At 66.7% G+C, this 12,356-nt stretch carries 11 protein-coding genes; 4 read left to right on the top strand and 7 right to left on the bottom strand.

Features of this window, described 5'->3' with window-relative positions:
• Window positions 1-4 precede the first annotated feature (4 nt).
• Window positions 5-550 (bottom strand): hypothetical protein, encoded by a 546-nt coding sequence (locus JL100_RS35445; RefSeq protein ID WP_202683844.1) that lies wholly within the window; start codon window positions 548-550, stop codon window positions 5-7.
• Window positions 551-732: 182 nt separating this feature from the next.
• On the opposite strand from JL100_RS35445, the gene JL100_RS35440 reads away from it, so the two are divergent.
• From JL100_RS35440 to JL100_RS35425, 4 genes are all read left to right on the top strand, one after another.
• Window positions 733-1,944, top strand: coding sequence for a hypothetical protein (locus JL100_RS35440; protein ID WP_202683843.1), 1,212 nt, complete (start codon window positions 733-735; stop codon window positions 1,942-1,944).
• A 105-nt stretch (window positions 1,945-2,049) separates the two neighbouring features.
• Window positions 2,050-2,406: a hypothetical protein gene (locus JL100_RS35435; RefSeq protein ID WP_202683842.1), complete on the top strand. Its 357-nt coding sequence runs from the start codon at window positions 2,050-2,052 to the stop codon at window positions 2,404-2,406.
• Window positions 2,407-2,431: 25 nt separating this feature from the next.
• Window positions 2,432-2,977 carry an ATP-binding protein gene (locus JL100_RS35430; RefSeq protein ID WP_202683841.1) on the top strand — a complete coding sequence of 182 codons (546 nt, stop codon included), beginning with the start codon at window positions 2,432-2,434 and terminating at the stop codon, window positions 2,975-2,977.
• Window positions 2,978-3,037: 60 nt separating this feature from the next.
• A complete protein-coding gene (locus JL100_RS35425) occupies window positions 3,038-3,478 on the top strand; it encodes a VOC family protein (protein WP_202683840.1) in 441 nt (146 codons plus the stop codon).
• A gap of 6 nt (window positions 3,479-3,484) precedes the next feature.
• On the opposite strand, the gene JL100_RS35420 is transcribed toward JL100_RS35425, so the two are convergent.
• The 6 genes from JL100_RS35420 to JL100_RS35395 all read right to left on the bottom strand — a co-directional run bounded on the left by JL100_RS35420 (window position 3,485) and on the right by JL100_RS35395 (window position 12,250).
• Window positions 3,485-4,732 carry an MFS transporter gene (locus JL100_RS35420; RefSeq protein WP_202683839.1) on the bottom strand — a complete coding sequence of 416 codons (1,248 nt, stop codon included), beginning with the start codon at window positions 4,730-4,732 and terminating at the stop codon, window positions 3,485-3,487.
• Window positions 4,733-4,846: 114 nt separating this feature from the next.
• Window positions 4,847-6,169 carry an erythromycin esterase family protein gene (locus JL100_RS35415; protein WP_202683838.1) on the bottom strand — a complete coding sequence of 441 codons (1,323 nt, stop codon included), beginning with the start codon at window positions 6,167-6,169 and terminating at the stop codon, window positions 4,847-4,849.
• 90 nt (window positions 6,170-6,259) lie between these two features.
• Window positions 6,260-7,471 (bottom strand): winged helix-turn-helix domain-containing protein, encoded by a 1,212-nt coding sequence (locus tag JL100_RS35410; RefSeq protein ID WP_202683837.1) that lies wholly within the window; start codon window positions 7,469-7,471, stop codon window positions 6,260-6,262.
• A gap of 125 nt (window positions 7,472-7,596) precedes the next feature.
• Entirely contained in the window at window positions 7,597-8,298 is a 702-nt protein-coding gene (locus JL100_RS35405; RefSeq protein WP_202683836.1) for a hypothetical protein, read from the bottom strand.
• Between the two features lie 297 nt (window positions 8,299-8,595).
• A complete protein-coding gene (locus tag JL100_RS35400) occupies window positions 8,596-10,308 on the bottom strand; it encodes a methyl-accepting chemotaxis protein (protein ID WP_228421828.1) in 1,713 nt (570 codons plus the stop codon).
• Between the two features lie 850 nt (window positions 10,309-11,158).
• Window positions 11,159-12,250 carry a hypothetical protein gene (locus JL100_RS35395; RefSeq protein ID WP_202683835.1) on the bottom strand — a complete coding sequence of 364 codons (1,092 nt, stop codon included), beginning with the start codon at window positions 12,248-12,250 and terminating at the stop codon, window positions 11,159-11,161.
• Between the last annotated feature and the right edge of the window lie 106 nt (window positions 12,251-12,356).

The following is a 12,356-nucleotide window of genomic DNA, read 5'->3' as shown; positions in this document are numbered from 1 at the left end:
TCGGTCAGGTCATCGGTGCCGGCTTCCGGCTCAGCCAGGCCAGGAACTGCCGGATGTTCTCGCGGATGGCGCCCTCGGTGGCAAGGCGGGTCCGGTCGTCCGCCCCGAAGGCTTCCCCGAAGGCGGTGGTGTGGCTGGTCTCGACCGCGCGGGCCAAGGTCGGCCGGCCGTTGACCGCGTCGACCAACTCATACTCCACGGTGGCGCGGACGGTCATGCTGAGGCCGATGATGGGTTGCCGAAGATCGACCAGCCGGGCCGAGAGGATGTAGCTCGGGGCCGTTCCCTCGGCAAGCAGCCCGTGCTCGCGTAGGCTGTCGGTCAGGGCGCCCTGGAAATCCTCGTTGCCGACCTGGGATTTCGAGAGCGGTCCGGTTTCCCGCCCGCCCTCGATGGAAGCGACGGCGATGCTGCCGACCAGGCTCCTGTCGTCCGGCTCGGCGAGGGCCGGGGAGTAGGGGACCGCCATGGCGGCGCGGTCGGCCGGTGCGGCGCAGGCCGAGAGGAGCAGCGTCGCTGCAATCAGTGTCGTCGCGGTTCGCTGTCGCATGGGGCTCTCCTTTCCGCCCGGCGGTGCCGTCGCGGGCTCAAGCTGCAACCCATGGGCCGGCCGACGGTTCCGTGGCCGATCGGGTGACCCGCCTTGTCTCCGGAATGGAAAATTCAGATTTGATTAAACGGTGTTCGGTCAACATCGTTTCCATGCCCCCGACTTGAGCCTGGAGACCCAGCGTGACCAACCCCATCGGCCCGGATCAGCTCCTGAGGATGGAGAGCCTCGGCGACAACTGCGAACTCGGTTTCGTCCTGGGCAATCTCGGCTGCAAGGCCGGCAGCGTGTTCCGGTGGGCATCCATGAAGCCGGACCGGCTGCTGTCGAAGCTGCGGGCCGATTTCGCCGGCATGTACGAGTTCGACAATCTCAGCCCGCTGCGGCCGGCCATGGTGCTGGACAGCCGGTACGGCATCGGCTGGCACACCGAGCTGAAGTCGGAGCCCGTCGCCGGACGCCTCGCCTTCCGCGACGACGAGGAAAACCGCCGCAGGATCCACCTGAAGGAGATGCGGAAGGTCCAGTACCTGGTATCCAAGTTCATCGCCCGGACCCGGCTGGGTGGCGTCCTGTTCGTGATCAAGTCCAACGACGGCATCGATCCGGCGACGGTAGACGGCATACACGAGCAGCTGCGCAGGATTTCGGGAGGCGCGGAGTTCGCCCTGCTGGAAGTCCGCTCGACGGACGAAACCCCGGCGGTGGGAACGGTGGACTGGGTTCGTCCGGGATTGCTCAGAGGCTTCGTATCCCGCTTCGCGCCTTACGAGCGCGCGGACGACGTCGACATGCCCGCCTGGACGTCGATCCTCGCCGGTGCGCTGGAGCTGTTCCCGTGCCCGCAGTGGGCGGACCGCTTGGCGTCCCTGGACGTTTCCGGTGCCGGTGCCGCGATCCACCTCGAATTTCCCAAGGCGAGACCCGACGGGACGGAGATCCCGATCCCCGAAACACCCCGGGCCGGGACGGCCGCGCTGCTGAACGGCGGCAAGTGGTGCCGGACCGTTGGGGACGTCTTCCGCCTCCACGGCCCCGATCCGGACCGCACCTCCGCGGTGCTGCGCTGGGCGGGCCTCCGGATCTCCGGCTCGCACCATCTGAGCGGCTCGATCAAGTGCCCGGTCGCGGACTCCCTGCCGGTTGATCTGACCGTCAGGACGTGGAACGAGAGCAGGACGGTCGCCAGGTCCAGGCGGTTCACGGTCGCTCCGGGACAGCCGCTCGACCTGGAGCTGGACATCGAGCCCGGACCGGCCAACCCGCTGGTGATCGAAGTGATGGTCAATGCGTCCAGGCCGGTCAAATCGGGGGAGCGGGCGGTGGTGGACGTTTCGCCCTTGTCGCTCCATCCGTCGGTCACCTCGATTTCCGCCGCGATCGGCGCGGGCTGAACGCCGCCGGTTGACAACCGGGAACCATGATCATCGCGCTTCTGTTGGGATTCGACCTTTCGCGCGCCGTCATCGGCGCGCGTTCAATCCCCAAGGGAGACGATCGTGAGCATCGAGACCATTGTTGCCCTGTTCAAAGACACCGACTCGTCGCGGCAGGTCCTGAAGGAGCTGTACGAAGTCGGGTTCAAGAATGAATTCTGGGTTATCGGCGACACTACCGAGGGGTGGGGCAACGAATCGGCCGGCACCAACCCCTTCAACAGCTCGAAATCGCAGTATGACGGCGCCACCTCGGAAACGGAGGTTCTCACCCGCGTCGGTATCGCCGAAGAGGAAGCGCAGGCTTACATGAAAGCCGTCGGGCAGGGGAGCGTGCTTCTGATCGGCCAGGTCGACGGCAGCAGGGGCCAGGAGGTCCGGGACATCTATGGCCGGCACAATCCCGTGCGCAACTCGTAGCCAGCGGGCCGACCACGCGTCCCGGATGTCCGTCGTCCTTGTCCTGATGGGACTTCCCGGCAGCGGCAAGACGACGTGGCGACGCGGCTTCCTGGCGGAGCGCCCGGGCACCGCCCACGCGGTCGGCCGCGACGACATCGTCGAGGAGCTGGCCGCCATCCACCGGATCACCTATGCCGAGGCATGGCGCACCTTCTCCAGGATCATCGACAAGGAGTTCCGCCGCCGCCTCGCGGAGGCTTTCACCCTGGACCGTGATGTCGTGGTCGATAACACCAACCTCACGGCCAAGGCGCGCCGCCGGATCCTCGGCCGCGTGCCCCGGGGCTGGAAGCGGGTGGGCGTGATCTTCGACATTCCCGAACCGCAGCTTGTCGATCGCCTGCGGGCCCGTGGGGAAGCGGGCGGAAAGCATGTCGCCCCATGGCTCCTCCGGCAGATGCGGTCCCATTGGGAACCGCCGTCGCCGGCCGAGTTCGACAGCCTCCTGATCATCCGGCCCGGGCCTGCCGCCACCCCTGGCGTGGAACGGCGCCTGCGCTATGATGCGCCCGCCCGGGCCGGCGGTTGAGCCGTCCGGACATGGCCGGGTCGCCCAGCCCGGCCATTCGTCCTTGCCTTCGGAGATCCAATGAACAGCATCACGCCATTCCATCTCGCCTTTCCCGTCCACGACCTGGACGCGGCGCGGCGTTTCTACGGGGAAATACTGGGCTGCCCCGAGGGACGCAGTTCCGACCAGTGGATCGACTACGACCTGTTCGGCCACCAGATCGTCGCCCATCTCAACCCCGGCGTTTCCCGCGCGGATGCCCATACCAACCCGGCCCATACCAACCCGGTTGACGGTCATGACGTGCCGGTCCCTCATTTCGGCGTGGTGCTGGCGATGGCGGACTTCCATGCGCTGGCCGACCGGGTGCGGAATGCCGGCATCCGCTTCGTGATCGAGCCGACCATCCGCTTCAAGGGCCAGCCCGGCGAGCAGGCGACCATGTTCTTCTACGACCCGTCCGGCAACGCCCTCGAATTCAAGGCGTTCGCCGACATGGGGCGGCTTTTCGCCAAGTAGGCGGCTTCAGGCGCTACCGGGGCCGGCGACGCCCGACGCCGCCCGGGTACGCCGTGCCTTCAACCGGCCCGATACCGGGATCATCGCCGCGGAGACCAGCAGGCAGTAGATCCCCATCGCGACGACCTGCGACGGATAGCCGATGCCTCCGTCGATCAGCAGCCCGGCGAGGCCGGGGCCGGCCGCCGACGCGAATACCAGGATCGCTATGATCACGGCCCGGATCGAGCCCAGGTGCCTCGTACCGTAAATCTCCGGCCAGAGCGCTCCGAACAGCGTGAACGAGAAGCCGTTGGACAGGCCGTAGAGCGCCATGAAGGCGAAGCAGATCCAGGGTTCCCCGCCGCTGCCGAGCAGGACGCAGCCGAGTCCGAGCGGAATCAGGTAGAACGGCAGCAGCGCCATGCCGGATATCCGGTCGATCAGCTGTCCCGACACCAGCGTGAAGACGATCGTCATCGCGGCATAAAGCGTGAAGGAGGAGGCGAAGACCTCCGGCGGCCAGCCCCTCAGTTCCGCAAGGTGGACCTGATGGAAGAAGATGGTGTTGCCGATGAAGGCCGGCGGTGCCATGGCGAGCATCACGAGCGGGAAAAAGGGATCCCGCAACATTTCCGCCTTGGTCCAGTCGCGCGCCGTGACGGCGCGGGTGACCGGATCGGATGCCTGCGGATCGCGCTCCACCGCGAACAGGGCCGTGACGGCGGGCAGGGCCAGCGCGACCAGCGCGAAGGCCACGAGCCACCATGCATTGCGCCACCCGATGGAGCCGGACAGCGCCACGAAACTCAGCGGCAGAAGCGCCTCGCCCATGTTCATGCCCAGCGTCGTCAACGACACCGCCCGGCCGCGCTGGGCGGAGAACCACCGCCCCATCACGGTGAAGGCGGTGTGCGACATCATTCCCTGGCCGAACAGGCGGAGCAGGTACAGGGACCCGAGCAGCAGGGCGACATGCCCGGACAGCGCCATGGAGGCCGACGCCAAGGCCAGCATCGGCACCGTGAAGGCCACCACCTGCCGGGCGCGGTAGCGGTCCACCACCTGCCCCAGGCGCGTCAAGGTGAGCGCGCTGGCCAGCGTCGCCGCCATGTAGAGCGAGCCGAAGGCGCCGTGGGAAAGGCCGTACTCTTCGCGGATGTCGCCGGCGGAGAGCGAGATGAAAAAGGTCTGTCCGGGCGAAGAGCAGAAGAACAGCAGGAAGCCGCCGGCCAGCCAGCGGGCGTTGGCACCGATGAACCCAATGAACGGCATGCTGGGGCTTTCCGGATCGGCCAGGGGAAAACGGAACTGACCTCTCCTGATAGCCGGGCCGACGATGCGCAGTCCAGGACTCCCGCCGCCTGCTCCGGTCGGGCGTCGTCCGCCCTACAGCCCGAAGGGGAAGGTATCGTCGGCTCCGGGCTCCTGCGGGCCGGGCAGGGCGGTCACGGCCCGCGTCTCGTCGAAGAAGACGTAGTGGTCGAATTGCCTCGACAGGCGGGACTCGACATAGTGGCTCCAGCGCTCCGTCTCCGGCCGGTAGATTACCCCGATGAACCGCTGCAGCCGGGGCTCGGCAAGCTTCCCGCGCAACGCAGTGTCGCCCTGCGCCCGCAGGTCCAGCCACAGCCGTCCGAGGCCGCTGTCGTGGAACGGCCGCTCGACGCTGTCCGGGCGCGAGGGCAGCACCTGCTTGATCTCCATCGGAGCGTCCCAGTCCGTAGCCGCCGCCACCGTGCCGGCATGGGTGCCGAATCCGACCAGCACCGCGTCGTCGCCATAGCGCTCGCGGCAGAGCTGACCCAGGTTCAGTTCGCCCCGGTCCGACATGCCGGTCTCCTGCGCGTCGCCGATGTGGGAATTGTGGGCCCAGACCACCGCCTTGGCGCCGGGACGCGATTTCAGCAGCGCATCCAGGGTGTCGGCCATGTGCTCGTCGCGGAGGTTCCAGGAGTCCTCGTCGGCGAAATACATGGACCGGTAATATCGCTCCGCCGCGGCGACGACCCTGGCATTGCGCTCCGCGTCGAAATAGGCGATCCCGTCATCCCGCATGTAGGTCAGCCGCCGGTCGAGCAGTTCGCGCAGCACGTTCAGCACCTCCTTCTGGCACCGCCCGAAGCCCTCCATCATGGATGCGCGGCCGTAGACTTCCGGGCGGCGCTGCCACGGTTCCAGGCAGGCATAGCGCCGCCGCGCCTCCCGCGCCGTCTCCGGGTCGATACCGTCGAGATATCCCAGGACCGCCGTGATGGAGGCGTCCAGGCTGTAGAGGTCCAGCCCGAAGAACCCCGCCTTCCCGTCGGGATCGGCCACGGTCCGGTTGTAGCCCCGCATCCAGGAGACCAAGTCGGTGAACTCCCGGTTCCGCCACATCCAGGTCGGAAACCGCTTGAAGGGCGGCCCGTCGGCGCAGGACGGCCGGTGCCCGTCGCGGATATGGGCGTCGATCTGGGCGGCGTCGGGCCAGTCGGCCTCGGCGGCGACGATGGTGAAGCCGTGCCGTTCGACCAGACGTCTCGTGATCGCCGCGCGCGCCCGGTAGAATTCGGACGTCCCGTGGGAGGATTCGCCCAGCAGGACCACCCGCGCCGAGCCGAGCGCATCGAAAGGCGCGGCGAAATCCGGGTCGTCCAGGTCCGGCAGGGGTTCGGCCGCCTGGGCGATCATGCCCGGCAGCATGTCGTCTCGGATCGTTTCGGTCGCCATGGTCTCCTCACTCGGGCTGTGCGAACCGACAACAGGCGATTGGACGGAGCGTCGGCACCCGCCGGCGCTTTTCTCCCCGGCCCTCCGTCGTCACCTCCGCAGGGCCGGAGCGAGGTCGCCGCGGTCCACGATGACCAGACGCTCCAGGCCCAGCCACTCCGACATGAGGCGCAGTTCGGCGAGGAGCGCATCCGCGGTGTGCGGCGGTGCGTGCGGTTCCGCGTGGGCGGCCAGCACGTGGAGCGTGCCCGTAGCCCGTTCGGCCTTCAGATCGACCCGTGCCACCAGACGGTCGCCCAGCAGGAAAGGCAACACGTAGTAGCCGTGGAGCCGCTTCGCCGCCGGCGTGTAGATTTCAAGGCGATAGCGGAAGCCGAACAGCCGCTCGGTCCGCGTGCGTTCCCACACCACCGGATCGAAGGGGGAAAGCAGGGCGGCCGCCTCGATGCGCCGGGGGCGGCGGGCATCCCGGTGCAGATAGCCCTGCTGGTTCCAGCCCTCGACATCGACGGGGAGGAGCGTGCCGTCCTCCACCAGTTCCGCGATCCGGGGTTTGACGTCGTTGGCGTCGAGCCTGAAATAGTCCCGCAGGTCGGCGATCGTGGCGATCCCGAGCGCCCGCCCGGACAGTTCCAGGAGTCTCCGGTGCGCCTCCGGCTCGTCCGGCGTCGGCAGGTTGAGCACCGCGCGCGGCAGCGCGCGCTCCGGCAGGTCGTACAGGCGCTCGAAGCCCCGCCGCGTCCGCGTGGTGACCATGCCCGCCCAGAACAGGTATTCGAGGGCGCATTTGACGTCGCTCCAGCCCCACCAGCCGCCGCTGCCGCGCCTGCCCTGGAGATCGGAGTCCAGTTCGGATGCTGCGACAGGTCCGCGCTCCCGCACCATCGCCAGCGCGGAAGCCACCAGTTCCGGACGCTCCCGCGATATCCGGGCCAGCCTGCCATAGATGCCCTGGCCGCGCGCGGCCCGCTCCATCCGCCAGCGCAGCAGCGGATGCATGTCCAGCGGCAGGAGCGACGCCTCGTGCGCCCAGTACTCGAACAGCGTCCGCTTCTTCCCCCAGGCCGCTTCGTCCAGCAGACTTTGGGGATAGGGACCCAGCCGGGAGAACAGCGGCATGTAGTGGGCCCGGACCAGGACATTGACGGAATCGATCTGCAGCAGACCGGCCCGCTTCACCGCCCGGCCCAGATGGCCCCGGTCACAGGGTCCGTTTTTCCCCGCCGCCCTGGGTTTGCCGAAGCCTTGCGCCGCGAGCGCGATCCGCAGCGCCTCGTTCCGGGATAGCGTCAGTGCCTTCATCCGCGATCAAGCCCTCGTTCTTCCAGATACCGCCTCGGCGGGACAAGGCGTCTGTCATAGAAGAACGAGGGCCGCGACGACAGGGGATTGCGGGGCAGGGATGCAGGTCCGGCCTTGGCCGCCCGTCAGCGATGGGTCAGCATGGAAGCGGCTGCGTCGAGCGCCTGACGCCGGGCCGTGTCGTCCTGGATCCGGCCGGCTTCCTGCACGGCACGGCCATAGGCGTCGATCCGGGCGCTGGACGTGCCCACGGCCATTCCCCGCTCGATCTCTGTCCGGGCGGCGGACCGCGCCGCGTCGTCGGCTCCCCGGGCATGCTGCTCACCTTCGGCGGTGCGACCACGGGCTTCGGCCTCCCGGCCGCGGGCTTCCGTTTCGCCCTCGGCGGCGCGGCCCCGGGCCTCGGCCTCCCGGCCACGGGCCTCGGTCTCGCCCTCGGCGGCGCGGCCCCGGGCTTCGGCCTCCCGGCCGCGGGCGTCATCGCTTGACCGGCCGCGATCGTTGGAAGATGAAGATGACCGGCTTTGCGAACTGCTGGCACTCCGGCTATCCGATCCGCGGCCACCATCGTCACCACCGCGACCACCTCCTGATCCACCGCCGTGGCCACCTCCGCCGGAGCCGCCGCCATGACCGCCACCGCCTCCCGAGCCACCACCTCCTGATCCACCGCCGCCGCCGCCACCACCACCACCTCCGCCCGAGCCGCCTTTAGCGTGCGCGACCTGCATGTCGATCAGGCCCGCGCCCAATGCTATCGGCAGTGCCGTGAGCCCCACGACGGACAGGACGACGACCCACCGCCTAGTCCCAGCTGCGCTTCCCATTCTTGCACCCTCAGTTGACTTGGAACGACCGAGCGTCGCGCCGGCCCCGAAAACAAGGCGGCAATTGACTGCAATCGTGGCAATCACAGTATTGCGAAGCGACTTCCGCGCTGATGGAGCGGTGGTGGAAAATCCCGGCATTTCGGAAGGAGCGCGAAATGCCCATGAGCTGAACAAGAGGATTCGGGAATATCGGCAGCCCTGGAACGTCAGTCTCGACGGACTCCGAATTGGAAGAGCACCAACGAAAGAGCCCCGCGGCGGGTAGCGCGCGGAGCTCTTCCTTTCAGCTGCCGGTCAGGCGGCCCGGACGGTGGCGATAAAGGTCGCGACTTCGCCGCGAAGCTTCTCGGCCTCACGTGCCAAGCCTTCGGAAGCGCCGAGCACCTGGGATGCCGCGGCTCCGGTCTCTCCGGCGGCCTGGGTCACGCCGGTGATGTTGGAGGAGACTTCCTCGGTGCCCCGCGCCGCCTGGCTGACGTTGGAGGAGATGTCGCGCGTGGCGGCGCCCTGTTCCTCGATCGCGGCGGCGATGGTCGTGGTGATCTCGTTCATCTGCCCGATGATCCTGCCGATGCCGTCGATCGCCGCCTGCGCTCCGTTGGTGGCACCCTGGATCTCCTTGACCTTGACCTGGATCTCCTCGGTCGCCCGGGCGGTCTGGGTCGCCAGGGCCTTGACCTCCGAAGCCACCACCGCGAAGCCCTTGCCCGCCTCCCCGGCCCGCGCCGCCTCGATGGTGGCGTTCAGGGCGAGCAGGTTGGTCTGCCCGGCGATGGTGTTGATCAGCTCGACCACCTGGCCGATCTGCCCGGCCGCCTGGACCAACACCTTCATGGTTTCGTTGGTCCGGCCCGCCTCGGTCACCGCCTGGCCGGCGATCTGGCTGGAACTGTTGATCTGCCGACCGATCTCGGCGATGGAGGAGGACAGCTCCTCGGTCGCGGCGGCCACGGTCTGGACGTTGGCCGAAGCCTGCTCCGACGCGGCGGCCACCGCCGTCGCCTGCTGGCTGGTGGTGTCCGCGGTATGGGTCATCACCGACGCCGTGCTCTGCATCTCGGTCGCGGCGGAGGCTACCGTCTCGACGATGCCCTTGACGCTGGCCTCGAAGGAGTCCGCAAGCCGGATCATCGCCGCCTTGCGCTCGGCGGCGGCCCGCACCTCGGCCTCCCTGGCTTCCCGCTCCATCTCGCGGGTGCGGATCATGTTGTCCTTGAAGACCTGCACCGTGCCGGCCATCTGGCCGATCTCGTCCTTCCGCCCGACCGCCGGTATCGCGACATCGGTATCGCCGCCGGCAAGCCGCCGCATGGCATCGGTCATGGAGACGACCGGAACGGCGATGCTGCGCGCGATCAACCAGGCGAGCGCCAGACCGAGCATGACGGCGGTAGCGCAAAGCACGGCAGCCGTCATTCGCACGCTCGCCGCATGGTTCACCGCTTCCGTCTGGGTCGTGGCCTGCAAGTCGGTTGCTATCGCCAGGATGTCGTCCGCCTTCCGTCGGATCAACGCCATGGTATCGGTCATGGGACCCGCGATCCGGTCTTCGATTTCCAGGGTCACAGATGCCAGTTCCTCGAACCCCTGCCCGTAGCGCGACAGAGCCTGTTTCACATCCGTCAGCCGTCGGCTCTGCTCCGGGGCGATCAGCTGCGCAGCCAGTTCGACAAGGCGCGAATCCACGCTGTCGAGCTCCTTCATGACGCGTGCAATCTCGCTCTTGTTCTTGAGCCCCAGGAATCGGGCAGCGACGACCCGGGCGACCAGGAAACTCTCGCTGGCCTGCGCCAGATCGCCGAGTACCGCGCCGTTGCCGACCGCCATCTCCGCCGCGCGCATTTCGGTCAGCATCTTGCGCAGTTTCACGCCGACATCGTTGAGGATTTCCGCCTCGAGCGCATCGCGCCGCGCGCTCTTCTCGACGACTTCCTTGAAGGAGGCGGCATAAGCGTTCTTCAAGGACAGGATATCTTCGACCGTGCCGATGTTTTCCTGCTGGGTCATCCGGTTTTTGGCCAGGACCAGGGCGCTATCCACCCCGGCCCATTTTTCGGTGAAGCCGGCGGCGTCGGCTTCATCGCCGGCAGCCAGGAAGCGCCTGACCGCCAGCTCAGCCTCAAGAAGGTTTGTTTCCGCTTGAGAAATTCTGACGGCTATCTCTGACTGGCCGGTATAGGCGTTCAGGTTGTTCAAACCGTCTTCGGCCGAAAGCCAGAATGCGCCGCCAAGCCCACTCAAAAGTAAAAGCAAGGCACCGAAACCTGTATAGATCTTCGTCCGCGTTTTCATATTTGAAAACAGGTTGGATATGCCCTTGGGATGAGCCATTGTCAGGGTATTCACTTAAAACCTCATAAATCACTAACCAGGATTTTACATCCCGTTACCATCAATTTTGTCGTCCAAATATTGAATAATGGTTCACAAGAGCATAATATCGTCAGGTAATATGCCAATTTGCTGGAGAGCTTATAAAGAATTGCCCCGCAGCGGATATCGCGCGGGGTCGAGTCCAGGGAGGAAACGCAACGAAAAAATGCGCAGCATACCGTTGTATGCAGGCATCCTTGCGAACTCGTTAACCATGATAGCGTTCCGGCCGGAACGGAAGATCCCCCACCTCATGTTCTGCGATGCGTTGGCCCACGGCCCAACCTACGGTTTAATGCGGGGCGGAGGTGATGCGGACCGTCGATCGTAGGTTGGGCCGTGGGCCAACGCTTGGAACCAAATGTCTCGGCCGGAACAATAGCACCGGGGTCGGGCCGACAACCAATTCATCAGCCACCATGCCGTAAAGCGCCTTCTTTCCCCAATCCTCCGGCACGGCGATGCCGGTCGGGGCAGGGGCGGATCAGCTTGCGGTCAGGGCGTTCCGCTCATCCTGGCGGATCTTCTGAAGCCGGTCGCCGTCCACCCGCAGGAAGCGGTCGGGCTGCTCCGTACCGGCGATCCTCTTCATCGTGCGCTTTGCCTCGACGGCGGCGCGGTCCGCCCTCTGCAACTCGTCGCGCATCGAACCGGACAGGCGCAGGTCATAGATGATGTCGACCTGCCGCCGCCCTTCCTTCTCGACGGAGCAGGCGTAACCGTCCAGGACGTTGGCGTCCACCAGCGATTCCATGGCTTCCGTGATGCGCTTCAGCGTATCCCGGGTACGGGAGCGATTGACCAGCCCGCTGTCCTGGGCGATCGCGGTGGCGCGCATGGAAATCTCTGTGTCGGTCGATCTCATCCGGAGGGCAAGGCGCTTGTAGAGCCATCGCGCCACCGGGTCGCTGATCCGCATCAGCGTCTCGTAGCTGGCGCGGCGCCATTCCAGCGACCGGATGGCCTGGGCGACCAGGGGATTGAACTGCAGGTAGGTCTTCGCCCCGGCATTCCGCGCATCGGAGATCATCATCACGGGAAACGCTGACGACGACAGCAGCGGGTCCTTGCCGACGCCGCACTGGCGGATCTCGATCACCGAACGGTGAAGCACTTCCAGCGCCTCCCGGACTTGGTCACCGTTCAGCGAATGCCCGACCCGCTTCAACTCGGTCCGGATCTCGTTGACGGTGAAGGACATCATCACCCGGTCGCGCTGCCGTTCGTCCTCCTCCAGCCAGATCCGGTTGGCTTCCGACGCCAGCCGGCGCAGGACCTCTTCCACGATCTGCTCGCGCTCGCTCGGGTAGACGTCCAGTTCGGTGCCGTCGGCCCGGCGGACGCGGGCCGGATACAGCACCAGCTTGTAGGCCTTCCCCGCATGGGTGAAGTTGCGCTCGACCGTCTTCAGGTAGGGGCCGACGCGTTCCTTCTCGCTCGTGTAGAAGACGCAGCGGGGCGCCAGGTCATAAAGCTCGACCTGGTTGGTGCATGGATCCTGATCGCGTTCGATCTCGAAGAGACTGAACTGCGCGACCGGCTGCAAGGCCAATCCAGGATTTGTATGACGAGCCATCTTGATCCCTCTGCGACTGCCGCATCTTTGCCTTTGCCCATGCCGCTGCCAAGGAAGATCGCCCCGGGGTTGGTGAAAATGGACGCATTTGGCGGGGCGGAGCTCC

Origin of the sequence: Skermanella mucosa, assembly GCF_016765655.2 — a bacterium.
Classification (GTDB): Bacteria; Pseudomonadota; Alphaproteobacteria; order Azospirillales; family Azospirillaceae; genus Skermanella; species Skermanella mucosa.
Note: the sequence above shows the minus strand (reverse complement) of the source record. Positions and strands in the feature narration are given on the sequence as shown.